Annotated in this window: 21 protein-coding genes and 5 pseudogenes; 9 read left to right on the forward strand and 17 right to left on the reverse strand. The window is 68.8% G+C overall.

What is annotated here, in order from left to right; translation table 11 throughout:
- The 5 genes from ABZ471_RS40460 to ABZ471_RS40480 all read right to left on the reverse strand — a co-directional run.
- Nucleotides 1–827: D-alanyl-D-alanine carboxypeptidase (locus ABZ471_RS40460; protein ID WP_359073844.1), on the reverse strand; the 827-nt coding region annotated here is incomplete at its 3' end.
- 493 nt (nt 828–1,320) lie between these two features.
- The gene (locus ABZ471_RS40465) at nt 1,321–2,043 is read right to left on the reverse strand and encodes a L,D-transpeptidase (protein ID WP_359073846.1); all 723 of its coding nucleotides are present in this window, start codon (nt 2,041–2,043) and stop codon (nt 1,321–1,323) included.
- On the reverse strand, nt 2,036–2,542 hold the full coding sequence (locus ABZ471_RS40470) for a SigE family RNA polymerase sigma factor (protein WP_359073871.1): 507 nt from the start codon (nt 2,540–2,542) through the stop codon (nt 2,036–2,038). The genes ABZ471_RS40465 and ABZ471_RS40470 overlap by 8 nt, the downstream gene beginning before the upstream one ends.
- A 59-nt stretch (nt 2,543–2,601) precedes the next feature.
- On the reverse strand, nt 2,602–3,639 hold the full coding sequence (locus ABZ471_RS40475) for a L,D-transpeptidase (protein ID WP_359073873.1): 1,038 nt from the start codon (nt 3,637–3,639) through the stop codon (nt 2,602–2,604).
- A 569-nt stretch (nt 3,640–4,208) separates the two neighbouring features.
- Nucleotides 4,209–4,682 (reverse strand): hypothetical protein, encoded by a 474-nt coding sequence (locus ABZ471_RS40480; protein WP_359073847.1) that lies wholly within the window; start codon nt 4,680–4,682, stop codon nt 4,209–4,211.
- Between the two features lie 152 nt (nt 4,683–4,834).
- On the opposite strand from ABZ471_RS40480, the pseudogene ABZ471_RS40485 reads away from it, so the two are divergent.
- Nucleotides 4,835–5,764 (forward strand): annotated as a pseudogene (locus ABZ471_RS40485) (IS5 family transposase).
- 38 nt (nt 5,765–5,802) lie between these two features.
- On the opposite strand, the pseudogene ABZ471_RS40490 reads toward ABZ471_RS40485, so the two are convergent.
- The 3 genes and pseudogenes from ABZ471_RS40490 to ABZ471_RS40500 form a co-directional block, all read right to left on the reverse strand.
- A pseudogene (locus ABZ471_RS40490) lies at nt 5,803–6,057 on the reverse strand (IS5/IS1182 family transposase); the annotation flags it as partial.
- A 45-nt stretch (nt 6,058–6,102) separates the two neighbouring features.
- A complete protein-coding gene (locus ABZ471_RS40495) occupies nt 6,103–6,789 on the reverse strand; it encodes an SDR family oxidoreductase (protein ID WP_359073848.1) in 687 nt (228 codons plus the stop codon).
- Nucleotides 6,786–7,460 carry a hemerythrin domain-containing protein gene (locus tag ABZ471_RS40500; RefSeq protein ID WP_359073850.1) on the reverse strand — a complete coding sequence of 225 codons (675 nt, stop codon included), beginning with the start codon at nt 7,458–7,460 and terminating at the stop codon, nt 6,786–6,788. Before ABZ471_RS40500 ends, ABZ471_RS40495 begins: the two co-directional genes overlap by 4 nt.
- A gap of 126 nt (nt 7,461–7,586) precedes the next feature.
- Here ABZ471_RS40500 and ABZ471_RS40505 point away from each other — a divergent pair, with 126 nt between their 5' ends.
- From ABZ471_RS40505 to ABZ471_RS40515, 3 genes and pseudogenes are all read left to right on the forward strand, one after another.
- A complete protein-coding gene (locus ABZ471_RS40505) occupies nt 7,587–8,210 on the forward strand; it encodes a TetR family transcriptional regulator (RefSeq protein WP_359073851.1) in 624 nt (207 codons plus the stop codon).
- Nucleotides 8,211–8,427: 217 nt separating this feature from the next.
- Nucleotides 8,428–8,640: a hypothetical protein gene (locus ABZ471_RS40510; protein WP_359073852.1), complete on the forward strand. Its 213-nt coding sequence runs from the start codon at nt 8,428–8,430 to the stop codon at nt 8,638–8,640.
- Nucleotides 8,641–8,724: 84 nt separating this feature from the next.
- Nucleotides 8,725–9,423 (forward strand): annotated as a pseudogene (locus tag ABZ471_RS40515) (transposase).
- Nucleotides 9,424–9,442: 19 nt separating this feature from the next.
- Here the strand turns inward: ABZ471_RS40515 and ABZ471_RS40520 are convergent.
- Complete coding sequence (locus tag ABZ471_RS40520) at nt 9,443–10,429, reverse strand: hypothetical protein (protein ID WP_359073874.1); 987 nt, start codon at nt 10,427–10,429, stop codon at nt 9,443–9,445.
- Between the two features lie 152 nt (nt 10,430–10,581).
- On the opposite strand from ABZ471_RS40520, the pseudogene ABZ471_RS40525 reads away from it, so the two are divergent.
- Nucleotides 10,582–10,686: pseudogene (locus ABZ471_RS40525) on the forward strand (alpha/beta hydrolase); the annotation flags it as partial.
- 297 nt (nt 10,687–10,983) lie between these two features.
- Here the strand turns inward: ABZ471_RS40525 and ABZ471_RS40530 are convergent.
- From ABZ471_RS40530 to ABZ471_RS40545, 4 genes are read right to left on the reverse strand one after another with little or no spacing between them, the layout of a single operon-like run.
- Nucleotides 10,984–12,312, reverse strand: a complete 1,329-nt coding sequence (locus ABZ471_RS40530) for an MFS transporter (protein ID WP_359073854.1) — start codon at nt 12,310–12,312, stop codon at nt 10,984–10,986.
- Nucleotides 12,313–12,326: 14 nt separating this feature from the next.
- Nucleotides 12,327–13,538 carry a type III PLP-dependent enzyme gene (locus ABZ471_RS40535; protein ID WP_359073855.1) on the reverse strand — a complete coding sequence of 404 codons (1,212 nt, stop codon included), beginning with the start codon at nt 13,536–13,538 and terminating at the stop codon, nt 12,327–12,329.
- Nucleotides 13,535–15,244: an IucA/IucC family protein gene (locus ABZ471_RS40540; protein ID WP_359073857.1), complete on the reverse strand. Its 1,710-nt coding sequence runs from the start codon at nt 15,242–15,244 to the stop codon at nt 13,535–13,537. The genes ABZ471_RS40535 and ABZ471_RS40540 overlap by 4 nt, the downstream gene beginning before the upstream one ends.
- Nucleotides 15,245–15,288: 44 nt before the next feature.
- Nucleotides 15,289–16,863, reverse strand: a complete 1,575-nt coding sequence (locus tag ABZ471_RS40545; protein WP_359073859.1) for an IucA/IucC family protein — start codon at nt 16,861–16,863, stop codon at nt 15,289–15,291.
- Nucleotides 16,864–17,357: 494 nt separating this feature from the next.
- On the opposite strand from ABZ471_RS40545, the gene ABZ471_RS40550 reads away from it, so the two are divergent.
- The gene (locus ABZ471_RS40550; RefSeq protein WP_359073860.1) at nt 17,358–18,119 is read left to right on the forward strand and encodes a response regulator transcription factor; all 762 of its coding nucleotides are present in this window, start codon (nt 17,358–17,360) and stop codon (nt 18,117–18,119) included.
- Nucleotides 18,116–19,615 (forward strand): HAMP domain-containing sensor histidine kinase, encoded by a 1,500-nt coding sequence (locus ABZ471_RS40555; protein ID WP_359073862.1) that lies wholly within the window; start codon nt 18,116–18,118, stop codon nt 19,613–19,615. The genes ABZ471_RS40550 and ABZ471_RS40555 overlap by 4 nt, the downstream gene beginning before the upstream one ends.
- Before the next feature lie 681 nt (nt 19,616–20,296).
- On the opposite strand, the gene ABZ471_RS40560 is transcribed toward ABZ471_RS40555, so the two are convergent.
- On the reverse strand, nt 20,297–20,878 hold the full coding sequence (locus ABZ471_RS40560; protein ID WP_359073864.1) for a hypothetical protein: 582 nt from the start codon (nt 20,876–20,878) through the stop codon (nt 20,297–20,299).
- 421 nt (nt 20,879–21,299) lie between these two features.
- Between ABZ471_RS40560 and ABZ471_RS40565 the strand changes: the two genes are divergently transcribed.
- Nucleotides 21,300–22,127 carry a ZIP family metal transporter gene (locus ABZ471_RS40565; protein WP_359073865.1) on the forward strand — a complete coding sequence of 276 codons (828 nt, stop codon included), beginning with the start codon at nt 21,300–21,302 and terminating at the stop codon, nt 22,125–22,127.
- A gap of 66 nt (nt 22,128–22,193) precedes the next feature.
- On the opposite strand, the gene ABZ471_RS40570 is transcribed toward ABZ471_RS40565, so the two are convergent.
- From ABZ471_RS40570 to ABZ471_RS40580, 3 genes are all read right to left on the reverse strand, one after another.
- A complete protein-coding gene (locus ABZ471_RS40570) occupies nt 22,194–22,382 on the reverse strand; it encodes a hypothetical protein (protein WP_359073867.1) in 189 nt (62 codons plus the stop codon).
- Between the two features lie 638 nt (nt 22,383–23,020).
- Nucleotides 23,021–23,494 carry a hypothetical protein gene (locus tag ABZ471_RS40575; protein WP_359073868.1) on the reverse strand — a complete coding sequence of 158 codons (474 nt, stop codon included), beginning with the start codon at nt 23,492–23,494 and terminating at the stop codon, nt 23,021–23,023.
- A 535-nt stretch (nt 23,495–24,029) separates the two neighbouring features.
- The gene (locus ABZ471_RS40580) at nt 24,030–25,463 is read right to left on the reverse strand and encodes a short-chain fatty acyl-CoA regulator family protein (protein ID WP_359073870.1); all 1,434 of its coding nucleotides are present in this window, start codon (nt 25,461–25,463) and stop codon (nt 24,030–24,032) included.
- Between the two features lie 403 nt (nt 25,464–25,866).
- Between ABZ471_RS40580 and ABZ471_RS40585 the strand changes: the two are divergent.
- Nucleotides 25,867–26,176: pseudogene (locus tag ABZ471_RS40585) on the forward strand (hypothetical protein); the annotation flags it as partial.

The following is a 26,176-nucleotide window of genomic DNA, read 5'->3' on the forward strand; positions in this document are numbered from 1 at the left end:
ACGATGTCCGACAGCGGCGCCGACTTGTGCTGGGCCACCGGAACGTCCGTCGGGCGTGCGGTGGCGCGGGTGACGTCGCCGGTGACCGTGACGCCGTGGGCGGCGAGTTGCTTGGCGAAGACCTGCCCGGCGTCGATGGAGGTGTCCTGGACGCCGTGCCCGTCGACGACCAGCGCGCGGACCGGGGCGACGGTGTCGGGGTAGTAGCCGCCGTTCCAGCCCTTGGCCAGGGTCGGCGCCGGGAAAAGGCTGTCGTCGACGGTGACCTTCACGGTGGTCCGGCCCGCGGCCCTGAGTCCGGCGATCGCGGTCTTCGCCAACTCTGCAAGGTCGGCGGTGGTCAGATTGCGGTCGCCGCCCCCGACGAGGGTCAGGGTGCCGTGGCCGTAGACGACCTTCGTGGTGAACCGGTGCTGCGGGCCGAGCACGGTCAGGGCGGCGGTCGAAGTAGCGAGCTTGGCGTTGGACGCCGGCATCAGCGCGGTGGAGGCGTTGTGGCCCCAGACGGTGGTGTTCGAGTCCGCGTTGAGGACCACGCCGCTCACGTTCGAGCCCAGCCGCTGATCGAGTACCCGGGTCTTCAGGTTCTTGGCCATCTGCTGGTCGTCGGTGTCCAGGTCGTGGGTCTTGGCCGTCGTGCCGACACCCTTTTGGGCGGCGAAGGCGGTCGGACCCGCCAGGGCGGCGGACGCCACGGGCACGGCCATGGCGAGGACGAGGGCCCGGCGCAGGCCGGTTCCCGTGCCATTCTGCCTGGGCTTGCGGTGTCGGCGCCGGCCACCTGGAAGGAAGGTGTTCCCGGGTGTCTTGGCAGTCTTTTCGGTCATCGGGGTTCGAAGCTTTCAGGAGTGGGGGCCTTGGGTGAAGGAAAGCCAAACGCGCTGCATCAGCCATCACACATGTACTCGGCCGGGGATCATCATGTCTGCCCGTAGGGGCAATTGACCTGGTCTCCGGCCGGTCGTTGGCTGGGCATGATGCAGGATGTGACGGCTGAGCGGATAGCCGGGCAGGGACAGGAACTGGATGAACTGACGGGTTGGACGGGGAACTTGTTCAGTTGTCCTAATTCTTCGAATACATCGGTCCCGTGGACGCCGACGCTCCCCATGCGCGGCATCGGTCCTTGCAGCGGAATACATGGACTGGGCGCCCAACATGCCCGGTCGGGACAGCGCGAGTCCCGAGCGGGTCGGGAGGGGCGGCGGCAGCCGCTGCCGGCTCTTGCTTACGTCGATACTCTGGCCGTCACCGGCGTGGTATTCGCGCAGCCTTGGACCGGTACGGTCTGCGTGCCCGCGCCACGCTGTCGGTTCGGCATCAGTGGTCGCCGGTGATCGGCTGGCGTTCGTAGCACACGGAGTCCGGGTCCGCATTCGCGGCCTGTCGGCCCTTGATCTCCACGCGCGCGCCGGGCTTGATGGCGTCGTACACCCACTTCCCGTCTCGCGGTGAGAGGGCGATGGCGCCGGGGCCGGAGTCGTGACCCATGCTGTTGAGCCCGGCGGAGGGGTCCAGCGCGTTCATCAGCAGCCGCTGGTGGTGACTGCGGTCGGTGAAGGTGACGGCCCACTGCCTGATGTCCACATACTTGCTCAGCTTGCTGAACTTGTTGGGGGGCATTGTCAGGGTGGGGTACTTGGCGGTGACTGTGACCGTCGTTTCGCCGATCGGGCAGTTGTCCTGCAGCCCGCTGATGGTGAACCTCCTGCCCTCCATCGTCAGGGTGTGGGCGTCCAGGTCGATCGTCACCCGCTGGACGGGCGCCGGGGACGGGGCGGGTATGGGGGTGTGGGACACGGACGCCGCAGGGGGTGCGGCCGCCTCGGTGGCGGAGCCGAGGGCGCCGGAGGTGACGGCGGTGAGGGCCGCCGAGACCAGCGCGGTGGTGGAGAGCATCACGCGTCGGCCGCGGCGCCGACGTTGCGCCCGGCCCCTCGCCTGTGCCCCCGTGGCCGGTGCCGCGACGTCCGCGGCCAGGCCACGGAGCCGGGCCGACAGCTCCGTCTCGGTCAGGGGACGCGGTGGTGGCTGGTCAGACACAGGCTTCCTCCGTGGAGTGGTTTTCCTCGCTCACCAGGTGAGCGGCGAGTGCCGTACGGCCGCGTGACAGGCGTGCCTTGATGGTGCCGACGGCCGCACCGGTTTCGGCGGCTATCTGCTCCACACTCAGATCGCACAGGTGATGCAGCACGATCGCGGTTCGCTGGGCTTCCGGCAGGCGCCGCAGAGCGGTGACCAACGCCACATGGTCCGGGCTCGGTTCGGGCATGGGCCGCGGCGCGGGCTCGCCCCGGACCAGCTCCCACCAGTGGCGCGCTCGCCGCCAGCGGCTCATCGCCAGGCGGTGGGCCACCGTGCGGATCCACGCCTCGGGATTCCGGTCGCCGGTCAGGACGGACGAACGCCGCTCCCAGGCGCGTGCGAAGGCCTCCTGGACTACGTCCTGGGCTTCGGCGTAGTCGCCCGTCAGGGCGTACAGCTGGCCGACCAGACGCGGGCAGGCAGCCGTGTAGAAGAGGTCGAACTCGTCCTCGGTCACCTTGTCGTGCTCTCTTCTTACGGCGCGGGAGCGTGTGTGATAGGCCGGTGCTATGGGGGTCATGCGGTCTTGGTGGCACCGGCCTCGCTGTGCGCGAGCCACTGCTTCCAGGTCAGGTTCCAGTCGCCGTAGCCGTTGCCGGCGGCGACGGTGTCCTTGTTCGCCCCGGTGACCGTGACGACGTCGCCGACCCGTACCTGGTCGTAGAAGCGCTGGGCGGTGCCGTTGGAGGCGAGGCCGACGCAGCCGTGGGTGACGTTACGGTGTCCGGCCTCGGTGTTCGCCCGCGGGTTCTGGTGCACGTACGTCCCCGACGTCGTCAGGTGTACGGCCCAGTAGTAGTCACCGGCGTATTCGTTACCGAGGCCCACGGTGCGGGAGTCCATGTACACCTTGGGCTGTTTGTCCATGACGACCATCGTCCCGTTCCAGGTGTCCGTCCCCGGCGCGCCGGTGGTGACCGGGATGCGCTGAGTCCTGCCGCCGGTGCGGACGGTCATCATGTGCGTCTTCGCGTCGACCGTGGCGACCACCGACGGGCCGATGGTGAACTGCCGGGCGCCGTGCGAGCCGAGACGGAGGGTGACTTGGGTGCCGGACTGCCAGTAGGTGGTGCTGGGGCGGAAGTCGACGCGCTGCCCGTCCTGGAGGTTGCTGCCCTTCACCCAGCTCCACGCGCCGGTCGTGCCGGACGAGGTCTGTACGCGCAGCCGGCTCTCCACGGCCTTGCGCTCGGCGGCGGGGACCGGCCGGGAGAAGGTGACGGATATCGGCATGCCCACACCGACCGTCTGCCCGTCGGATATGTTCACCCGCATATGCGCAAGCACGGCGGGCTCCGGCCCCGACGGAGCCGGGCGTGCGTCGGACGCCTTGCCCGCGGCGGAGGCCCGGGCATCCGGTGCGTCAGCGGCCACCCTGACGCCGGAACCCTCGTCCGCAGAACAGCCGACGGCCGAGAACAAGGCCGCACAGGCCACGACAGCGGCGCCGAAACGGTCGGCGGTCCAACCGGCCGAACGGTCCAAGTGCATGTAATCCCCCAGGTGAAGTGCGGTATCGCTTCTAATACCCGCGGGCTCGCAGGCAGGTTGCATCGGAGCGGAACGTTTTTGCCGGGCACCTGCAACCGGGAAATGCACAACGTGCTTGCGCACCGCCGGTGCCTGCTGAGCGTGCACACCGGTGCCGTGACCGGCCTACGCGTCTTGCGCCGGCGGACGGAACAGGCCTGACGCGGGAGCAGCCGTCCGGTTCGTGTTCTGGTGCTGACACAGGAACACGCGTCCTCGAGACCGGCCTGAGCACCATCGAGCAGAACGGCCGCTGGGAGTTCCCGGCTTGCGCGGGCCGGATCCCCGGCACTGACCGTTGGACGGATCCGCGGTGGGGCACATCGGCCGCCAGGCTCAGGCTCGCCACGTTGGACGGACGCTCCCGGCGACAGACACTCCCGGCGGTCTGGGAAGAGTACGAGGCGTCCCCCCATGAGGGCCCCTGCGCGGCTGCCCTTTACGAAGGACCTGGGCGTGCCCGCGCGCACCACCCGGCACGGCGCAATGTTCCTAGGACTTGTCCGGTCGATCACCCAAACGACTTGTAGCCGGGGGGGCTGACGCCGGAAGCGACACCGCGCGGCTCCCGCTGGGCCGAGGCGCTGGGCAGGTCACGGCCGATCGGCCGACGGCGGATCTGTACGCATGCCGAGAAGACTCATCTGCACCAGAGCGGAGGGGGCATCGGTACGGCCCGTGGCATCGGCGACGAGGGAGACCATGAGGGTGCGCAGTTCCGCTGCGGGCTCGGACAGGGCATACGTGCGCAGGACGAGTTCCAGCATCACCGCGTCGAACTCCGCCCCGAAATTCCGGTACCGGTCCGGATCTCGCTCTGCCTCTGCCCGGACGATGCGCCACCCGCCGCCCTCGGACGCGTCCACTGGACCGAACTCGGCCCGGTAGACCTCTTGTCCCGTCCAGCTCCTCAGCAGCTGGACGGTGTCGCCCTCGGAGACCACATGCCATTTGCCCTCCATCGCGCGGCTGACATGTCCGAGCCGAATCGCGTCCCGCTCGTTGTCACTCCACACGCATGCGGGAAGGACGGTCAAGGACTCTGGGCGCACCATGGAAGTCTCCATGGGCGAGATCGTAGTCGCCCGTTTTCCCCGCCACGCAGGGCGAACCGCCAGCTCCGTGCCTTGACGTTTCTGGTTTGGCGAGGACGAGCTGCCGGAGCCGGCAGCCCCGGTCGATCATGTGACGAGTTTGCGCCGAAGTCGTTGGTGTGGTCATGGGGCGGGGTGATCTGAGTGACGCGGAGTGGGAACGGCTGCAGCCGTTCCTGCCGGTCAGCAACCGGCGTTGCGGCAGGTGGTGGGACCACCGGCAGGTGATCGACGGGATCTGCACCGAGTGCGAACCGGCGTGCAGTGGCGGGACTTGCCGGAACGGTTCGGGCCGTGGAAACGGTCTATGAACGCCATCGGCTGTGGTCGGCCGACGGGACGTGGGAACGTCTGCTCCAGCAGGTCCATGCCGCGGCCGACGCGGCGGGTGAGATCGACTGGGACATCTCGGTCGACTCCTCCATCGTGCGGGCGCATCAGCACGCGGCCGGCGCCCGCACCGGGCCGCCACCAGCTCCCACATCAAAGAGGGCCGCGGCGGGGGAACACCAGGGCGAGACACCCTGGCAAAGTGTCGTCGCCCGCCTGGTGGAGGTGGTGCAGGAGGTGAGGGCCCGGGCCGCTCGCGCGGCGGGTTCACCACCAAGCTCCACCTGAGCGCGGACGGCCGCTGCCGCCCACTGTCCCTGATCGTCACACCAGGTCAGCGGGCTGACTGCACACAGCTCAAGCCGGTGTTGGAGAAATTCCGAGTCCCGAAGAACGGGCCGGGCAGGCCCCGCAAGAAGCCCGACAGCATCGCCGCCGGCAAGGGCTACAGCAACGGGCCCTGCCGCGAGTACCTGCGACGCCGGGGCATCCGGCACACCATCCCGGAGAAGACCGACAGCCAGGCCGCCCGCCTGCGCAAAGGCTCACGCGGCGGACGGCCACCCGGCTTTGAAGAAGAGCGGTACAAGAAACGCAACACCGTCGAGCGGGCGATCAACCGGCTGAAGCAGCATCGGGCGGTGGCCACCCGCTGCGACAAGCGCGGCTGTGTCTACCTCGGCACGGCCACCGCGGCAGCCCTCACCGTCTGGCTCCGAACCTGATCGCCCGGACAAGTCCTTGGGCCTGTGTGATGTCGTGATCAGCCAGTTGCCTCCAGGAGGTCGCTGATCCAGATCATCGAGGCACGGAGGTGGAGGCCGGCGAGGTAACTCTCGGGCGGCTTGTCATATCGAGTCGCGATGCCCCGCCAGGCCTCCAGCTTGTTGATCAGACGCTCGACAGTGTTCCGCTCCTTGTAGAGATCGGCGTCGTGGCTGACGGGCCGACCGCCCGTGGAGCCCTTCTTCTTCCGGTTGGCGGCCTGGTCCTTCTTCTCCGGGATGATCGCTTTCATGTTGCGTGCCGGCCCGCGCGCTTCAGTAGCGGTCGTCCTGTGGGCTCAGGTGGCCAGCAGGCCGCCGTCGATGTGAAGGTCGTGGGCGTTGATACCGGTGTTGCGGAGAAGGAAGTCCGTGGCGTCGGCGATCTCGGCCATGGTGACCAGCCGTCCGATCGGCGTCTGCGCCGAGTGGGGTGGGTTGGGGACGTCGCGCCACTTGGGGCTGTCGCCGATCAGGCCCGGGTGGAGGGCGTTGACGCGGTGCGGCGCGATTTCCACCGCGAGTGTCCTGATCAGGCCCGTGATCCCGGCGTTGAAGGTGGAGACGATCGTCGAGCCGGGGTAGGGGCGCTCCTTGGCGAGTCCGCCGAAGAGTACGACGGAGGCGTTCGGGGCGAACCGGTCGCGCAGCACACGGACGGTCTCCGCGTAGCCGACGAGTTTCATGGTCACGGCGGAAACCGCATCCGTGATGCTGAACTGCGCCAGGGTGTTTGCCGCTTGGCCGACAGCGGTGATCACGAGGTGGTCCACCTCCGTCACGTCCGCCAGCGAGGCGCTGATCGTCTCGGGGTGGGCGAGGTCGAGGGCCAGCCCGCGGGTGCTGCCCCCGATCCGGGCGGCCACGACCTCGGCGCGCGCCTTGTCCCTGCTGGTGACGATGACGTCGTCGCCACGGCCTGCGAAGTGCTCGGCGATGACACTGCCCAGCCCGCCGCTTCCGCCGACGATGAGGGTGCTGGTCATGCGGTGACCGTCCTTTCCTGCTCGGTGGCCTTCAGATCCTGCTCGGTGGCCTTCAGGCTTCTCAGGGTGGCTTCGGCCTGCTCGCGCATGGCCGGGACGAGGTCCAGGGCGGCCGGTGGCAGATTCGCCGTGACCACCGCGAGTTCGGCGGGGGAGCCCACCTGCTCGAAGAAGCCGATGTTGAGGTGCGCGCCCACAGGTGGGGCCGAGGCGATGACCGCACGGGAGAACTGCGCCCAGGCGTCGTCGGACATGTGCTCCTCAAGGGCAGGGAGGAGCAGCGGCTCCTCATGTTCGAGGTGGGTGTGTACCAGGTCGCGTATGGCCACGGCCGCGGAGATCAGCGGCGCCCGGCCGACGTCGTCGCGCACGGGAGCGGCAGCCAGCGCGTCCAGCGACGCGTCCAGTGCGTCGTGCTCGGCTTCGAGCTCGGCCAGCCCGGTGGCGGCAGCGGGATCGGCCACGGTCAACTGCGGCCACAGCACGTCGTCTTCGCTCTCGTGATGGTGCCGCAGCGCCGCAACGACGAAGTCACGCAACTCCTCCAGCGCGGCGGAGGGCGCGGCAGGCCTCTGCGCCGCTTCCGCCAGCAAGGACGTCGCCGCCCGATGCATCTTGTGCAGCAGCCGGGTCTCGACGACCGCCGCGGATTCCGGCCCCTGAACGCTCACCACAGTCTCCCCAGCGCTCACGACGGGCTCCCTCCCCGCTCGTTAATATCCACATGGATACTAACGTAGCAGTGGCGACAGGCGACGTGCCGCAGCGCCGTAGAGTGATCACATGAAGGAGGCGCCGTGAACGACGCAGAGCCGGCGAGCGAGTCGGCCGACGAGCCGCCACGCAGGCGCCGTCGGGATCCCGAGGGGCACCGGGCGGCCATCATCGAGGCGGCCCGCCACACCTTCGCCGAGCGCGGCTACGCTCGTACGACGCTCCGGGAGATCGCGCGCCGGGCCGGAGTCACACACGGCCTGATCACACGTCACTTCGCTTCCAAGGAACGACTCTTCCTCGCGGCGGTGCCGGGCAATCGTGACCTGGAGCAAGTGGCGGCAGGTGACCCCGAGACGCTGCCGGACCGGATCGCCGACGCCTTCGTACGGCGCCTGGAGACCGACGCCGTCAACGACCCGCTGATCGCCCTTCTGCGCAGTGCCGCGTCCGACGAACGCGCCGCCGCCCATCTCCTTGTGGCGATGCAGGAGCACAGCGCCATCGTCTACCGCTCCGTCCTGTCACCCGGTGAATCCGCACTGCCGGACGACGACTTGGACACGCGCGTGGCGTTGGTGGGGGCGCAGATGATCGGAGTGGCCTTCAGTCGCTATATCGCGCGCACCGAACCGCTCGCCTCGATGCCGCCCGACCGACTCACCGAGCACTTTACCCGGATACTGCGGCAGATTCTCTTCGGCTGACTTCCTGCCCGGGAAGGTGATTTATTCCGACAGTCGGTCGATTTAATCCGAACCGATGTCCTTGCGGGGCCTCTTCGGGGAAGCCACTGTTGCGGGGCAAGGGGAGATCGCCTCTCCGGCAAGTGGCGGACACCTTCCGCGGTGAGGCAAAAGCAGGTACGCAATGGCCGGCGACAAACTCCACCAGCCCGAAACCGAGTTGCAGCAGAGACGAAGCGTGGGCACGTGGTTGGCCCGTGGATTCTTGTGGATCCTGGCCTCGGCCCTGGTTCTCTTCACGGCCGCCCTCGCCTGGGCTGTCACCACCTTCGGCGATGGCTGGTACCTGCTGTTGGCCGCGTTCTGCTACATGGTCCCGCTGCCGCTCTGGTACTTCCTCGCCGACCGCAGACGCGGAGAAAGCATTCCCCGAAGACACACACGGTTGTAGGGCCGGATTAGGGCCTGCGTGATGTCGTGATCAATCTTGCCGAACCGGATCCGCATGGAGGGTGGGTCCGGTAGGGAGAGAGGTGTGACGCGCAGGCAACTTACCTACGAGCAGTGGGAGTTGATCGAGCCGTTCCTGCCGATTGGCGAGTACGGCCCGTATCCCGAGCGGCTGCGGGAGCAGTTCGAGGGGGTGATCTGACGGTTCCGCACCAGCAGCCAATGGCGGGAGAGGCCCGGCGAGTTCGGCCCGTGGCCGACGGTCTACGGCCGCTTCCGGGTGTGGAGGGACGCCGGTGTCTTCACCGCACTGCTGGAAGGCGTGATCGCCGAGGCCGCCCGCCAGGGCAAGACGGACTTGTCCCTGGTCAGCGTGGACTCCACCACCGCCCGCGCCCACCACGACGCCGCGGGGATGGCTGTCGGCAAGGAGGTCATGGACGCCCTTGCGGAAGCCGCTGCCGAGCAGGAGCGGGCCCGGCAAAAGAGGGCGGCCCGCCGGAACAGAACAGTCAGGACGGCTGTGACGAGCAAAGCGGTCATCCCGGAGAAGAAGGACCAGGCCGCCAACCGGAAGAAGAAGGGCTCCACGGGCGGTCGGCCCGTCAGCCACGACGCCGATCTCTACACGGAGCGGAACACTGTCGAGCGTCTGATCAACAAGCTGGAGGCCTGGCGGGGCATCGCGACTCCATATGACAAGCCGCCCGAGAGCTACCTCGCCGGCCTCCACCTCCGTGCCTCGATGATCTGGATCAGCGACCTCCTGGAGGCAACTGGCTGATCACGACATCACACAGGCCCTAGTCGGCGAGGCCGCTCTCGGCGAACTCGCCATCACTCATCGCCGGACCGGCGAAGAAGTCCTTCATGAGTTCGTTCAGGTTCAGCTCCGTGGCACCGGCCGGGGCGGTGGGCTTGGCGCCATCGCCCATCCTCAGTGTCAGGCCCAGCTTCTTGACCTTGGCGTTCTCCGCCAGCTTGGCGAGGTCCACATCCACCTCGGCCAGCTCACCGTTCTTGAGCGTGAAGTCCGCCTTCACTGTGGTGTTCGGGGCGTCCTTCAGATCCTTGTCCGTCGGCAGCTCCATGCCCGGCGGAAGGTCCTTCGCCAGTGGGCGGATCTCGCCGAGCAGCTGAGTGATCAGCGTGCGGAAGGGGGCCGTGGCGGTGACGTGCTCGGTGCCGTCCCCACCGCCGGTTGTCTTGAAGTCCACCTCACGGGCGAGGACCTTGCGGAGGGCCTCCACGAGCTTCTTCTGCGTCTTGGCGTCAAGGGACGGGTCGGGCGCGGGACCGCCCGGGGCCCCCTGGCCCTCGGCGGCGGCCTTCTCCATCTCCTTGGTGCTGAACTTCACCCACTTGCCCTGGATGACGTTCTTGATCGCCCCGGCCTCCGGGGGCAGGTCTTCGGCGGCCGGCACGGGGGCGCCCATCATCTTGCCGAGCGCGTCGGTGTCGGCACGGACGTAGGCGTAGTCGCCGATCACCCGGTACTCGGCGAGGTCGCCGTCCGAGTTGCTGATCTTCATGGCCATGCCGACGAAGTCCTTGTCACCGGACTCATCGATCGGCTTCTTCGACTCCAGGGTGACAGTGATCTTCGCACCGCTGATCAACTCGGCGGCCTCAACCGGCATCTCTTCGCCGGGCGCGGGCTCGGACTCGGCATCCAGCGCCTTCAGGGACGGAACGTCCGTGTCGAGGTCGAGTTCGAAGGAGAGCGTCTTCTTCTTGCCCAGCTTCTCGAAGGCCCGGTCGAGCTTCTTGCCGGCGGAGAGCTGCTCCACCGTTCCACAGGCGGCGGAGCCCGCGAGGACGGCGCCGACGACGGCGGCGGCGGTCAGGGTCTTGCGTATGGCGTTGATGATGGTCTCCTCGTGGGTCAGATCACGGCGTGATCGATCAGGAGACTCACAACCTGCCCACAAGGTTGCCCGTCCGTCCCGGAGTCACCTTCTTCGAACTGGCCACCGGCCACTACCCGATGCTCTCCACCCCGGCGGAGCTGGCCGACGTCCTGGTGCGCGCGGCGGCCGGCGAGGGCGTCGGCCTGTACGAGAGCTGACCGTCCGCCGGCCAGGGGCTGTTGAGCGCCATGGTCACCCACTCCAGCCGGGCGCGGGTGCTCGACGTGATCGCCCGGTTCACGCGCCGATCCGGGGCCACGGTCGCGCTTCAGGAGGATGTCGCCTTGATCCTCGAAGGCGGACGGCACTTCGGCCCTCGACGCCGGACGCGTCATCGACCGCGGCACGACGGCCTCTCTCCTGCCCGCGGTGTAGGAGCCTCGGCCCCGGCCGGCGCTGCGCTCTCAAGCAGTGGGGCTGGTTCACTGACGTGCCTACTGGGCCGGAGTGCTCGCGTTGGCCTTCGCGGATGCGTCAGACATCGGCCGGTCGGTCCCTTGCCGGGTGAGCCGTCGGATTCGCGCTGTGATCAAGGCGGACAGAGCGAGCGCAGAGGACGCCGATACGACGCCGGTGAGGATGAGGCTGGATCGGGCGCCGAGGGCGTCCGACACCAGGCCGACCAGCGGGGCGCCGAGGGGGGCGCCGCCGAGGAGGACGAGGAAGTAGACGGACATGACGCGGCCTCGCAGGCGTGGGTCGGCATGAAGCTGGGTCAGCGCGTTGGCGGTGGTGGTCACGATCACGGCGGCGAAGCCGGTGGGGATCAGGAGGGCCATGAAGGTGCCGTAGTCCGGCATCAGGCCCAGTGCGGCTTCCAGTGCCCCGAAGACGACCGTGGTGGTGATGAGTCGTCGTGCGGTGGGCGGCTTTCCGCAGCTCGCCCCGTAGACCGCGCCGATGAGGCTGCCCAAGGCGTAAGCGGCGGAGAGGTAGCCGAAGGCAGCAGCGCCGGAGTGGAAGACCGTGATGGCCACGAGCGAGAGGGTGACCTGGAAGTTGAGTCCGAAGGTGCCGACGAAGCCGATGACACAGATCGGCAGGAGCAGTTCTGGGGTGGAGGCGATGTCTCGGAAGGCGTCGCGCAGCCGGTTACGGCCGGGAAGGGACCGGCTGTGGTCGCTCGGCTCGTCCGCACGGATGGTGATCAGAGCGTAGAGGACGGCCAGGTACGAGGCCGCGTTCACGAGGAATACAGGGCCCGTGCCGAAGGCGGCGACGGACAGGCCCGCAATGGCGGGGCCGAGGATGCGGGCCACGTTGAACTGGGCGGAGTTCAGGCTCACCGCGGCGGCCACGCGCTCGCGGGTGACCAGTTCGGAGAGGTACGCGTTACGGGCCGGACTGTCCACGGCGGTGGCGGTGCCGAGGGTGAATGCCAGCACGTACACGGACAGCAGATTCACTGCTCCGGTGACGGTCAGCAGTCCGAGCAGCAGCGACTGCACCCCCATGGCGGTCTGCGTGAGCAGCAGAAGCCGCCGTTTGGGGTACCGGTCGGCGAGGACGCCTCCGGTCAGGCCGAACAGGGTCTGAGGAAGGAACTGCAGCGCGGTCACGATGCCGACCGCGCTGCCGCTGTTGCCGGTGATGTGGAGGACGAGCAGGTCCTGGGCGGCGCGCTGCATCCAGGTGCCGATGTTGGAGGTCAGCTGCCCGAGCAGATAGCGACGGAAGTGCCGGACGGTGAGTGTGGCCAGCACCGCGTTCGGGACCGTCTTCCCGGGATGGCCCGGGTCTGCGTTCGTACGACGCGCGGGCATGCGAGGGTGGGCCCTCATGACATCTGTCGGGCGTGATCGCCCTGGACGGACACCACCACATCGTCGACGTGATGGAAGGTCGGCTGGGGGTGCATGAGGAAGGCGTGGTGGGAGATGTTCCAGGCATAGGCGCCGGCCATGGCGAAGGCGACACGGTCGCCTACGCGCAGCCGTTCGACCATGACCCGGCGTGCCAGGACGTCCTTGGGCGTGCACAGCTGTCCGACCAGCGTCACCGGCTCGTCACGGGCCTCTGGGCGGTTCCATGGCCGCAGCCAGGCGTCGTCGGGGATCACCTCGAAGGGCTGGTCGTGCTGTTTCGCGGCCGGGGTGCGCAGGTGGTGGGTGCCTCCGCGCAGCACGGCGAACGCCTCTCCCCGGCTGAACTTGATGTCCAGGACCTGAGTGACGTACCAGCCGCAGTAAGCCGTGACCGAGCGGCCGGGTTCGATCCGCAGCGTGAGGTGAGGGTGGCGGGCCAGGATCCGGCGCAGTCCCACGCCGAAAGCGGACCAGTCGAACACCTTGTGTGGATGCCCGTAGTCGACGCCCATTCCTCCTCCGACGTTGACCTCGGCCAGGTCGACGCCGCGTTCGTGAGCCCAGTCCTGGGACCAGATCAGGACCTTGTCGACAAGGGCCAGTTGGGCCTTGGCCTGGAGTCCGCTGGCCAGGTGGAAGTGGAGGCCGCGCAGTCGGATGCGCGGGTCGGCTGCGATCACCTCGAGACAGCGGTCCAACTGCGCGGGATCCATACCGAAGGGGCTGGGGTGCCCGCCCATGGCGAGGGCGACCTGACCGAGGTCCACGGGCAGGTTGACGCGCAGCAGGACGTTGACGGGCCCGTCGCCCGGCACGGTGGTGACCAGTCGCAGTTCCTGTTCGCTCTCGACGTGCAGGCGCTCCACTCCGGCATGCAGCGCAAAGGTCAGCTCTGCCTCTGTCTTGCCGGGGCCTCCGAAGGAGATCGGCTGATCGGGAGTGAGCCCGCGGACGTGGCTCAGCTCACCGCCGGAGGCCACCTCGAACCCGTCGACGTGCCCGGCCAGTGTCCGCAGGATCCGGGGATCGGAGTTGGCCTTGGTCGCGTACAGCAGCTCGACACGTTCCGGCAGTGCGGCCCGGATTGCATGCACGTGTGCGCGCAGGCCCGGCAGGTCGTGGACATAGGCGGGCAGGTCGTCGTCGGTCATCCTGCCGACGAGGTCGAGCAGTGCGGGCCTCACCGGATCACCTCGCGGGGGAAGTCCACGCCGAGCGGGCTGGGCAGGGGGACGTAGGTGGCGTGCCGGTCGGCCTTGCGGGACCAGCGCAGGAGGAGGTTGGCTTTCGCGGGCAGTGGCACGCCGGACAGCAGGGCGCGCAGTCGCGGTGGCTGGGCGGCGGTGCGGGCGTAGGCGCCGAGGTGGTCGCGGACCAGACCCCAGAGGGCGGGTTCCAGCGCCGGGTCGAGGTCGGCCAGGGCGCCGAGCACTTCGGCGGTGTGGTTGACCAGGAGGCAGTAGGCGACCCGGTTCCAGCCGCGTTCGGCATCGTAGGTGAGCGGACCTCGGACGTCGTCCGGCAGGTCGCCGAGGGTGCGCTGGTGATGCTCGGGCAGGAGCTTGGTGCCCTCCAGGTCGCGGAAGAGCATCTGCGCCGGAGTGCCGTCGGCGTGCACAGCGACGACGACGTTCTGCAGATGGGGTTCCAGCACGACGCCGTGTTCGAAGTAGGCGGCCAGCACCGGTGGCAGCAACAGCCGCAGGTACGTGTCCCACCAGGCCAGGATGTCCCCGTCACCGCGCGCGAGCAGATGGGAGACGTGGGCCGAACTGGTGGGGTACTCGTCCGCCACCGCGGCGGCGAGCAGGGGTGTCACCCCGGGAAGCAGATGGTGGCGCAGGCCGGAGCGGACAACGACACCGAGACCTTCCAGGAGGTCGAGGTCGCCGTCGGTGTCGAGGGTGCGGTAGCCCGGCTCGGCCAGGAGCGCGCATCCCGGGAAGCGGCCCGCCAGCTCGGCGAAGACGGGCTGGAGCAGCCGGTTGAGGGCGACGCCGCCGGTCAGTTCATAACGTGCGTGCCTGCGCACGCAGTTGGTGAGGCGGACGTTCAGGCTGAACTTCAGGAAGGCGTCGCCGTCGGGGTGGTACAGCGTACGCACGGATGCGGTCGGCAGCAGCTCCGGTCCGCTCACGCCGGTGTCGACGACATCGCCGGCGGCCACCGCCGCACGCAACCGGTCGTGGCCCTGCAGCAGCCGGTACTGCCAGGGGTGCACCGGCAGTATCGCGAATTCCGGGTCGGCCGCCTGGTACAGCGCGTCCATCTCGTGCAGCTCGCCCTCTTCACGCACGAGATGGCGGCGCACGGCCAGGTAGCGCAGACGGAAGCGCGCACCGGTCTCCGGGCCGTACGCCAGCCAGTCCGTCGGGTCACCCGTGCGGGATTTGGGGGTGGGGTGGAAGCGATGGCCGAACACCAGGGACTGTTCCGACGCGATGTACGGGTCCGCATGTGGCGTGGCGCCCACCCGCTCTTCCAGTGCAGTGCGGATCGTCTCGCGGCTGTCGGCAACCTGGGCCAGGAACTCCTCGTTGGCGACACCCGTACGCAGTTCCAGTTCGTCCTGGATGTAACCTGCCAGCTCCTCCCAGCCAACGGTCATCCAGGTGTCGTTGTCGAGCCGCTGCACCGGGCCCTGGAATCGGTGCGCTCCGATCACCGAGACACGGCGCAGCCGGGAACGCATCAGAATGCCTCGGCGGGGCAGGCGCAGCAGGAGGTGGCCGTTGCCGACAGTCACCTGATGCTCGGGGGCGGACACCTCACGGATCAGGCAGTTGAGCAGTGTGTGGGTGGTGACGGCGTCGGCCGTCTCCACCGGTTCGCCGGCCGGTGCGGTGACGGTGGTGGCGAACCTGGTGTCGGGGGCAGTACCGGTGGTCATACGGTCGCTCCAGTGGGACGACGATCGGTGATCGGTGTCGGATGTCAACGGCACAGGGCCAGCGGGTTGGGAACGGCCGTCCACTGCGCCTTGCCCGGGTTTTCGGAGAGGCGCATGGCGATGGTCGCCTTCAGCGGCATCGTGTCGCCGAAGAAGGCCGCAGCGTCCTCGTGGTCCGGCAAGTCGGCGTACACCCGGCGGCCGACCTCGGCCACCGCACCCCACAGCGCTCGGGGATCAGCCTTCTGCGTCCGGGTGAGGACGTCGACCAGCTCGCTGAAGACTCCGCTGATCAGGGCGCCGAACAGTTTGGTGTGCAGCGCGTCCACGTCATCGCCCGCGCGGGTGCCGAGCAGCAGCGGCAACGTGAAGCCGCACCGAGCCAGGCGGTGTGGGCTGACTCGCACGCCGTCCAGATCCCGGTACAGCACCCGCACCGGCTGTCCGTCTCGCAGCACGACCAGGGTGTTCTGGCCGTGGGCCTCCAGGGCCACCCCCATGGACAGCAGCGTCAGTGCAGGCGGCAGGACGAGCGCGGCGAAGTCCGCCAGCCAGCGCACCGGATCTCCCGAGATCGCGGTGGCGCCCGTCGCGTGGAGGGCAGTGAGCGGGACCGCGATCTCCCCGGAGTCGACGTAACGCTCGGTCGACTCCCGGATCATTGCCGCCAGGCTCGCGGAGGGCTGCCCGTCCACGCACACCGCGCCGCCGCCCAGCTCGTGCAGGATGCGAAGGCTGCCGCCGTACCCGGCCTTTTCGACGAGAGCCGAGACCAGGTCCGACAGCGGGGGCCCGTCGGCGACCTCGGCCGGGGAAATGGTGCGCCGGTAGTTGGTGACCTGCACGTCGAGCGCCGTCTTGATGTGGCAACCGGGCAGGACGTCCAGTGGTGCCAGGGTGCGCAACGACAGCAACGGCCGGGCCGGGATCGTCTCCTCCACGACGGCCAGGTCGGGATGGTGCGCGAGCACATGGTCCCGCTGCCAGGGATGCAGGGGCACCAGGATCGTGTCGCTCTCCCGCAGCACCCGCGGCCACGTGCCGGCGCTCTGCCAGCGATCGGCCGGGACCCGGAGCAGCGCCAGCTGGACGACTGGGTGGTGTTCGGGAGCGTAGGCGAGCACGTCGGCGATCGACATGCCGGTACGCGTCCGGCAGCAGGGATGCTGCGGGTGGCCGTCGACGACCGCCTGCTCGGCGTCCGCCGAGTCACTCGGTAAAACCGTCCGGCCTGTGTTCGCGGCCCTGGCCAGGGCCAGGTTGACCACGCTGTTGTCGAGCTCGGTCGCCAGCAGTTCCGCCGCGGGGGTACGCAGGCCGAGCTGTGCCAGGAGATCCGCCGGCCCCCTGATCGGCCCCTCGGGCCCGGACACGGTGAAGCCTTCCGGCATCTCGGCGAACGGCCGGGCGCAGGACTGGGCCGCCGACAGCGAGCCGCCCCGTTGCAGATCGACCACCAGACGGTCGGTCTCTCGGTGATGTCCGATCACACCGGGCAGGGACTCCCGTGAGAAAGCGCCCCACAGACGGCCCAACACGGTTGCCCGTGCTCCCGGGAGCGCGGCCGTGAACGACTCCACCAGGTCCGGACGGATGTGGCGCAGTTCATCAATGGGCATGAGGTGTCCCAGGTGTTCGGGGGCGTTTGTCACGCGGTGCTCCAGTGGCACCGGCCGTGCAACCGACGCTACGGGAAGTCGATCAAGCAGATAGCCAGAGCGAATACAGCGGAGATCCCGGAAACCTTCGGCGAGGTGTTGTGTCCTCCCCGTCTCCAGCCGATTCCGCCGCGGACACTTCAGCGGACACGACCTGACGCTAGATCAGTTTTCGACTCGGATCGGGGCCACCGGACCCGACGGTGGCCCTCAACTCGTCTTTCCTGAGCCGGACTTGCCTGCCGTCGGGCCGACGGTGGAACCGCCGGTGTTCGAAATCCTTAACTCTTTCCTTGATCCGCGCCGTCGACGTATGCGATGTCGCGATCGCGGAGCCCTTCAGCGGTACTCCGTCCGTGGTGAACGCGGTCGACCGCGGAGAAAGGATCACCGGCTCGGGGGAGGTTCCGGCGTTTGCGCCACCCGCTCCGGCAAAAGTCTGTGAGCCTTCCAGCATGCGTGTATTGCTGATCGAGGACGACGACCGGGTGGCCGGACCGTTGATGGAGGGGCTGCGCCGTTTCGGGTTCACCGTGGAACACGCCCGAAAGGGTGCCGACGGCCTCGCCGCACCGGAAGCGGCGATGGTGTTGCTGGACCTGGGACTGCCCGACATGGACGGCATCGACGTCTGCCGTGCGCTCCGGGCCCGCTCGTCGGTGCCGATCATCATGATCACTGCCAGAGACGACGAGGTCGACCGGGTACTCGGTCTGGAACTGGGCGCGGACGACTACGTCTCGAAGCCGTTCGGCGTACGGGAGCTTGTCGCACGGATCCGTGCCATCACCCGCCGCACCCGCCTCTCGGGGCTGGACACGCGCCGTGCAGAGCGGGAGCCCTTGGACGACCCGGCAGGGCCCGGGACACCCCACATCCAGCGGATCGGCCCGCTGACCATCGACCGCCGCACCCGGCAGGTGCACCTCAACCAGTCGCCGGTCGCCCTTGCCCCCAAGGAGTTCGACCTGCTCACCTGCCTCGCGGAAGACCCCGGAGCCGTCTGCTCCCGCCGGCAGATTCTCGACACGGCATGGGAGCCGAACTACTTCGGCCCCACCAAGACCCTGGATGTCCACATCGCCGCGCTGCGCCGCAAACTCGGCGACTCCTCCTGGATCGAGAACATCCGCGGAATCGGCTTCCGCCTCGTGCCGCCGACACCCGTCGACGCCACAGCCGCCGCAGAGTCGACGCACGGCCGAGGGCCTCGGTGACGCGCCGCATCCTGCTCAGCCATCTGAGCCTCATACTGCTCGTCCTCCTTGCGCTCGAAGTGCCGTTCGGCATCTTCTACGCCCGCAGCGAGCTGTCCCGCTTCTCCCATGCGGCGCAGCAGGGGGCGATGACGCTCGCCGCGGTCTGCGAGGAGAAGATGGAGCACGGCCTGGCGGCGGACCTCCCCGATCTGGCCCGCGCTTACGGGCGGCGAACCGGCAGTCGCGTGCTCGTCGCCGACCAGAAGGGTGTTGTCCTTACCGACACCGCCGCTCTTGCCCAGGGCGGCAAGGACCTGTCCGCCGAGCCGGACATCTCCGACGCGCTGCGCGATCAACCCGTTGTCGGTACCCGGAGCGACCCGTCGGCAGGTGGCGAAGTCCTCTTCGTCACTGTGCCGGGTGGCTCCGATGCCACCGTCCCCTGTGTGGTGCGTACCGTGTACGCGCTGGGCCCGCTCACGGCGAAGGTCCATGCCACCTGGCTGGCTCTGGCTGTCGTCGGGCTGGGCGTGCTGGCCACCGTTGCCCTGATCGGCTTCGTCCTCGCCCGCTCGATCACTCGCCCGGTCCGGGCCCTGGAGCGCGCCACCGCACAACTCGCCGAAGGCCGGCTCACCGATCCACCGGCCACCGATCACGGCCCACCGGAACTGCGGCGGCTCGCTGCGTCGTTCACGACGACCGCGACCCGGCTTCAGCACTTGCTCCAGGCCCAGCAGGCGTTTGCCTCCGAGGTGTCCCACCAGCTGAAGACCCCGCTGACCTCTCTCCGCCTGCGCCTGGAGAATTTCGAGCCGCACCTCGCCCCCTGCGCCCAGGACAGCCTCGACAAGGCACTGGCGGAAATGGAGCGGCTCAGTCGCATGGTGCAGGGGCTGCTCGCGCTGGCCAGGTTGGAGAACTCCGCGATCAGGCCGGAGGCGGTCGATCTCGACGCCGTCGTCGCCGATCGCGCATCCATCTGGACGGCCTTCGCCGACGAACAACAGGTCGGCATCGTAGTCTCCGGAGCCACAGCCGTTCGAGTGTGGGCGGTACCGGGAGCACTGGAGCAGATCATCGACAACCTGCTCTCCAACGCGCTGCGCGTGTCCCCGCCGGGAACCGCCATCACTCTGGCGATCATCTCCGCCCCGGGGGAAGCCGGCCGCACCTCGCCCATGGCCGAGCTGCATGTGATCGACCAAGGGCCCGGCATGACCGAGGCCGAACGGCGCAGAGCCTTCGACCGGTTCTGGAGAGCCCCTGATGCCGACCACGACGGCACGGGCCTCGGTCTGCCGATGGTCCGGCAACTCACCCGCGCCGGCGGTGGTGAGGTCACCCTGGTGGCAGCGCCCGGCGGTGGGCTGGACGCCGTGGTCCGCCTCCGGCGCGCCGAGAGCCACACTCACCGGGAACACCCAAGCACCTCTGCGGACGTCGACCTTGCAGGCCGCTCGCGTCGCCGCACCACCCACAGCAGCGCGGCGTCGGCACGGGGACGGCCCTAAGCAACCGGACCACAGCGGTGCACGCGGAAGGCCGGCACAGCCTCCCCGAACCTGGCTGCCGCCGAGACCAGCGAGAGATGGAGCACCGGTGCCCGAGTCGGGCCGGTGCTCCACGAACAGGCGAGTGACCGGGCCTACTTCCTCACGCAGCCCCGAACTGCGCAGAAACGGCGGCAGGTGGCAGGCGGCAGGCGCGAGCGACGTGCGCGCCGGGTCACCGCCCACGGGACGGACGGGTGCGGGATGGATGCGCCTGGACCGGAAAGAGGCTCACCCCGGCAGCAACTCCAGTACACGTGACACCCGTCCCTGGCCCGCCGCATGGATGGCAGCCAGAACCGCCGTCCCGAGGGTCGCCGTGGAGTCAGGTCTCTACTCGTGCTCACCCCACATTCGGTGCGGCGAATCGCTGATCACATGGGCCGACATAACCCTGACGACCCGACGGCTGACCCGCCGCAAGGCCCGCCCCGCGAACGGCACGACATCACCCCGTGCTACCTCGCGCAGGCAGCCTGAGAGTCGGACAGAGCCCGAGTCAGCAGGTCAAGGGCCGCGGCTTCGTTGGCACAGTTCGGCACCACCAGCAGCTCTGTGTCCATACGTCGGTCCTCGACCAAGCCTGCGCAGTTGCGGCACCGGTGACAGCAGCATCGGAAGCAGGCGGGTGGCAGGAAAGGCTCAGCCCTGGCTGTTGCGGAAGCCGATGAACACGGCGCCCCACCAGCAGATCTGAGACACCAGAGCCGTCGCGCCTCCCCAGGCCATGAGACGCGTTGTGGGCGGGGTGGCGTCCAGGTGCGTCAAGCGTCTGTTCAGGAGGCCGGCCTGCAGACCGTTGACGGTGAGGACGAGCACAAAACCCGGCTTGATGCGGGTGGGAGCCGATCCGAGGTTCGGATGAAGCATGACTCCGCTGGCCACGAGGCCGGCAAGGCCCGTCCAGATGGGGACGTGGAGGCGGGCCGTACTGTCCAAGGCGTCGCGCAGGGTGCACCGCCCGGTCAGGTAGAGAAGTGCGTTGTAGTCGGCGGGCAGGACGGCTCCGAAGCCGAGCACGAGAGATGCCAGGTGAACGAAGAGCGCCGCGGTGTGGAGGGTGGCGTCCACGCGCAGGTGCAGGGATATCCAGGCGCAGGCCGAGAGTGCCAGGCAGGCGGCGAGCGCGGCGGCGGTGACCGTCCACCATCCGTCGTACAACCCCAGCCGCCGCACGGGCCCTGACTGGGGGGACACGGACGCCTTCGAGGGCAGCGCGGACACAGACGACTCCTAGATCACTCACAGCAAGATTTAGGCAAGGCTTACCTAATGTCAAACCCGGGTCAAGCCCGGAATGAGCTACAAATCTCCGCCGCGACACAAGCGTGATCGTTGCGTGTCGGGGCCGCGACCTGCGGAAACCGATGGGCAGGCAGGGGGGCGACCCACCACTCGCAGGCGGCAGCCGTTTCGGGGGCGCCGCCGGCCACGCCCTCGCTGTGCCGTTCGACGACGCGGCGGACATCGTCGGCCCGTCGATCGGAAACGGAGGATCAGCCGAGGCTGGAGGCAACGAGACTCGCCATGTCTCCAGCAATGACTTCGCCAAGGTTTCCGAAAGACCGACTCCGTCACCTTGTTAGGCAAGCCTTGCTTGCCTTACTTTCTGTGCGCTTCCCATGCACATCAGACCGGAGTCCCCATGTCCAGCGCGAACATCGCCCTGCTCGGAGCCATCGCAGGCTTCACCATCTACCTCGGCCTCCCCATCGGCCGCCTCCGCACACCCACACCTCGCCTCAGGGCCGGCCTGAACGCCTTGGCCATCGGCATCCTGATCTTCCTCGTCTGGGATGTACTGGCTCACGCCTGGGAACCCGTCGACGAGGCACTGAGCAAGCACGACTGGGGAACCGTCGCCTCGGGCGGCACCACCCTTGCCGCGGGCCTGACCGTCGGGCTGGCCGGACTCGTGCACTACGACGCCTGGATTGCCCGCCGCCGGACCGCGACCGCACGGCCGGCTGGGCCAGGTGCTTCCGCCACCGCCGAGCTGGCGCCGGGAACCCGCAGCCAGGCGGGCTCACTCGCCCTGATGATCGCCACCGGCATCGGCCTGCACAACTTCGCCGAGGGCCTGGCCATCGGCAATTCCGCCGCCCAGGGCGAGATCTCCCTGGCCCTCCTGCTGATCATCGGCTTCGGCCTGCACAACGCCACCGAGGGCTTCGGCATCGTCGCCCCCCTGGCCGCCGAGGGCGAACGCCCGTCCTGGCTCACCCTGTTGTGGCTCGGCCTGATCGGCGGCGGCCCCACCTTTGTCGGCACGCTGGTGGGCCAGCACCTGGTCAACGACACCCTGTCCATCGCCTTCCTCGGTCTCGCCGCCGGCTCGATCCTCTACGTCGTCATCGAACTGCTGGCGGTCGCCCGCAAGACCGGACTCAAGACACTCACCACTTGGTGCATCCTGGCCGGCCTCCTCCTCGGTTTTGCCACGGACGCCGTCGTCACGGCCGCTGGCGCCTGAATCGGCCGCGAGCCCACCACTTCGCGGAGCGTCTCGGGATTGGTCACCTCGGCAGACCGGTCGTGGTCACTCATAGAACGGCTTGTCCGTTGCGGGAGGCAGCACCTGGTGGAGGTGCTGGTCGACTCGGCTCTCGAAACATCGCCGAGCTGTGCAGGGATCCACGTCGCCGGAGCGGTAGGCGTTGAGATGAGTGGCCCTGCCCGGCAGCTCCACCCGCAACTTCACGCCGGGGCCGTAGGGTCTCAGGTGCACCGATCGGAGAATCAGATGCATCCTCTGTCAGGGTCCTGTCCCCGTGTCCGGATATCGGGTGGCGGATCGGGAGTGGTCTCGCAGGCCGGCGGGGTGCTGCTGGCGGAGCCCGCCGCGTTCGGGCCGGTCGCTTCCGATCCGACGGTGCCCCGGCTCGTCGGGAATGCACGGGCTCGAAGCGGTGGTCCTCCGGCTGGCGTCGACGGTGGTTCAGACGGTCGCGAAGGCGGTGCCGAGTCCGAGGCCGGGGCGGGGCTCGTGGTTGACACGGTGTGGCCACTGCCGAAGCCGGCGGGGCCGGAGAAGCCGGCGCGGGTCCTGGGAGAACGCAACTCCTCCGCACACGCCTCGCTGCCGGAACACGAGAGACTGGCGACAGTGACGGCAGTCCAGGACACGGCCGCTGCCGGCCCCCTCGACGCGGAACGATTGTTTGCCGCGGACCTCGATCCGGAGCGCCTGGCCAACGAGCTTCGGCGCAGCACGGCGCGGGCGCCGGGCATCACGGCGGCGATGATCTGGAACAGCAGCCGGTCCGTCCAGCCGTCCCCCAGGTCCTCGCGGCTGAGGTCCGCCGGGTCCGGCCGGGACGTCCCTGCCGGACTGGCGGGTGAAGCCACGAAGCATGAGTCGGCGCGTCACTGATCATCGAGGGCTGCCTGACGGGCAAGGAACTCCTCGAACGCCGCCTTCTGCTTCGGATCCATGAAGCCTTGGCGGACATTACGGGCCTTCTCCTGGAGCCAGTGCGCCTCGTCCGGGTCCAGTAGCTCGGCGACCACCACGCCTTTGCGAGCAACCGCCGTGCGCCCTCCTACGCGCCGACGAAAAAGCGTGAACGCGCCGAATTCCGCTGGGTGGGACAGTTCCGGCCCCTGCGCCACAGCCCGGTTCTCTTCCCCAGCGCCACTCGTCGGGTAGGCGGTGGGGGCCCAATGCTCCCAGAGCGCCAGCGTCGCCGCGGGCACCAGCACCACGCGTTCCGCCTCTTCACGCCCCTCCCACATGAACGAGACAGTGACGGGCTCGCCGACCGCCTCGGCCAACCCGAGCACTCTCTCCACCTCATCGTTGATCGGGTAACCCACCACGACATCGATCTGAATGCCCATGGTGTCCGAGGCTACTGGCCGCCTCCGACATGCCAGCCCAAAACTCCTGCGCGTCCGAGCAGTGGCCTGCGGTGGCGCACGGCCCAAGTCCGGTCCGCAGGCCGCTGACTGGATGAACCTCCGGGCGACATCGCTCCCGCGACCCCGCGCTGGACGGCACGACGCGATCAGACACCGGTCATGGGGCTCGTTCCCCACCAGAAAGGCTGACGTCCTCGATGCGTCGTTACCTGCTCGTCGCCTGTGCCGCGGCGACCGCTCTTGTCGCCTCCCTTCCCCTGGCCGTGGCCGCGCCGCCCGCACACGGCGGGTCTGACCATGACGAGCCCTGGCCGGTGCGCTCAGCCGTCACTGCACGCCGACGCCAAGGAGTTCGCGTCCCTCTGCACGCTCTTCCCAGTGACGGACACCGCCAGGTCCCCCCAGACGGGTCGGCAATTCGATGACCCCCTAGTTGAGCCTGCAGTCAAGCGGTGACGCAGAGCGAGGCGAGGGAATCATCGCGGCATTCAACGCAGTGCCGCGGGCCATGCTTTCACCTGGTCGGCGCCGATCCAGAGCCCACTCCGGTGGGGTCCTCGACCGGGTACGGCACGAACCCGCTGCTGTTGGGGTCGATCCGCAACGGGCGGCCCAGGGCCGGCACCGCGCGCTGGGGGCAGTCGAGGCGTTCGCACAGACGGCAGCCCATGCCGATGGGGGTGGCGGCGGAGGCGTTGGTGAGGTCGAGGCCGTCGGAGTAGACGAGGCGGTGGGCGTGGCGGATCTCGCAGCCGAGGCCGATGGCAAAGGTCTTGCCGGGCTCGCCCCAGCCCCCACGGTGCCGGGTGATGGCACGGGCCGTCCACAAGTAGCGCTGCCCGTCGGGCATTTCGGCGACCTGAACGTGGATGCGTCCGGGGGCGACGAACGCCTCGTAGACGTTCCACAGTGGACAGGTGCCGCCGGCCCGGGAGAAGTGGAAGCCGGTCGCGGACTGACGCTTGGACATGTTGCCGGCCCGGTCGACGCGGACGAAGGAGAAGGGCACCCCGCGCAGTCTCGGGCGCTGCAGAGTGCTCAAGCGGTGGCAGACGGTCTCGTAGCCGAGGCTGTATCGGTCCGTGAGGCGTTCGATGTCGTAGCGCACGTCTTCGGCCGCCGCATGGAAGTCGCCGTACGGCAGGATCAGCGCGGCTGCGAAGTAGTTGGCGATACCGATGCGAGCCAGGGCGCGAGCGGGGGAACCGGATGGAAAGTCCTCACCGGCCTGGCGGTCCAGTTCGTCGCCGTATTCGAGCAGGGCGAGCTGGGTCGCCATACGGAAGGCACGCTGTCCCGGTCGAAGCCGGTTGGACAGGTGGAAGGTGCGGGTCCGGTCGTCGTAGTGATGCAGGCGATCACCGGTCTCGGCTGCCAGGCGAACGCCGTGGGCGTCGGTGAGTCGTTCCGTGAGCGCTCGGAGGACGTCGCCCGGCCTGATGCCGATCTCCTCGGCCAGCGACTCGGCGGCGAGGTCGGTCTCATGCAGGTAGTTCTGGCGACGGTAGAAGAAGTCGCGGATCTCCTCGTGAGGTGAGCGCGGAGTCTCCTGCTCGGTGTCCCGCCCGTCCGCTGCTCCGGCGAGCCGTTCGGACAGCAACTGGTTGCGGCGGCCCAGGCTGAGCAGGACTTGGGCGACTGCGGGCATCCGGGAGGCGAGATCCGCGAGATCGGTCGAAGTGACCCGGGCTTCGGTGATCTCGCCGGCCAGCGCTTCCCTGAGGTCGGCCACGAGCCGGCTGGTGTCGCGCTCGGCGAAGAAGCCGGGGTCCACGCCGAAGGCTTCGGTCAGCCGCAGCAGAACCGGGACAGTGAGCGGGCGGGAGTCGTGTTCCATCTGGTTCAGGTAACTCGGCGAGATGGCCAGGACACGCGCCAGTTCCGCCTGGCTCATTCGGCGCTCCTCGCGCAGCCGCCGAAGCCGTGCGCCCGCGTAGATCTTGCTCACCGCGCTCCTCGCTGGTCCCGGCCCGGTGGTCCAGGCGTTGTCCGAGCCGGTCGCCAGCGTACGCGAACAAGGGGTTCGGATACTCATTCGCAATCTTGGCAAAAGAGGTCGCGAAGATTCGCAGAAGTTGGCATCCATCCCTGCTTGTTGGCACTAAGTGCCACTGTCAAAGTTGCAGGGCGGCCCGCCGGACCTCCGGCGGCGCGGGCACTGCACCGGGCGCGATTCATGCCCTGACGTCGGAGATCCCGGCAGCACTGCCGCGCTGCCGGGCAAGCATTGCTCAGCTCAGCCCCGCGGCAGGCTGGCGGGCCGCATCTCAGATGAAGACACACAGTGCCTTTCCGGGGAAGCAAACCCATGGGATTGGCAGACCGTACAACCGAGGGAGACGGTGAAAGCCATGGCAGAGGCGAAGACGACGGCGGCCGAGGAGCTCACGCGGCGCTGGGCCACCGATCCTCGCTGGCAGGGCATCGAGCGCACCTACAGCGCCGAGGACGTGATCCGCCTCTCGGGCAGCGTCCGCGAGGAGCACACCCTGGCCCGGCGCGGCGCCGAGCGGCTGTGGCGGCAACTGCACGACCTGGACTACGTCCACGCGCTGGGCGCCCTCACCGGCGGGCAGGCCGTGCAGCAGGTCAAGGCCGGGCGCACGGACCGTGCCGTCATGCCCCGTGACTCGGTCTACCCGAGCGGCAACAACGTCAAGG

The organism is Streptomyces sp. NPDC005728 (assembly GCF_040630895.1).
Lineage (GTDB): Bacteria > Actinomycetota > Actinomycetes > Streptomycetales > Streptomycetaceae > Streptomyces.

Excerpts from the sequence above, each read along its gene's own strand:
- ABZ471_RS40540 (WP_359073857.1), bottom strand. The coding sequence starts at position 15,244 with ATGACCACCGGTACTGCCCCCGACACCAGGTTCGCCACCACCGTCACC.
- ABZ471_RS40575 (WP_359073868.1), bottom strand. The coding sequence starts at position 23,494 with ATGGGCATTCAGATCGATGTCGTGGTGGGTTACCCGATCAACGATGAG.
- ABZ471_RS40495 (WP_359073848.1), bottom strand. The coding sequence starts at position 6,789 with ATGACCAGCACCCTCATCGTCGGCGGAAGCGGCGGGCTGGGCAGTGTC.
- ABZ471_RS40475 (WP_359073873.1), bottom strand. The coding sequence starts at position 3,639 with ATGCAACCTGCCTGCGAGCCCGCGGGTATTAGAAGCGATACCGCACTT.
- ABZ471_RS40530 (WP_359073854.1), bottom strand. The coding sequence starts at position 12,312 with ATGCCCGCGCGTCGTACGAACGCAGACCCGGGCCATCCCGGGAAGACG.
- ABZ471_RS40545 (WP_359073859.1), bottom strand. The coding sequence starts at position 16,863 with ATGCCCATTGATGAACTGCGCCACATCCGTCCGGACCTGGTGGAGTCG.
- ABZ471_RS40550 (WP_359073860.1), top strand. The coding sequence starts at position 17,358 with ATGCGTGTATTGCTGATCGAGGACGACGACCGGGTGGCCGGACCGTTG.
- ABZ471_RS40480 (WP_359073847.1), bottom strand. The coding sequence starts at position 4,682 with ATGGAGACTTCCATGGTGCGCCCAGAGTCCTTGACCGTCCTTCCCGCA.
- ABZ471_RS40565 (WP_359073865.1), top strand. The coding sequence starts at position 21,300 with ATGTCCAGCGCGAACATCGCCCTGCTCGGAGCCATCGCAGGCTTCACC.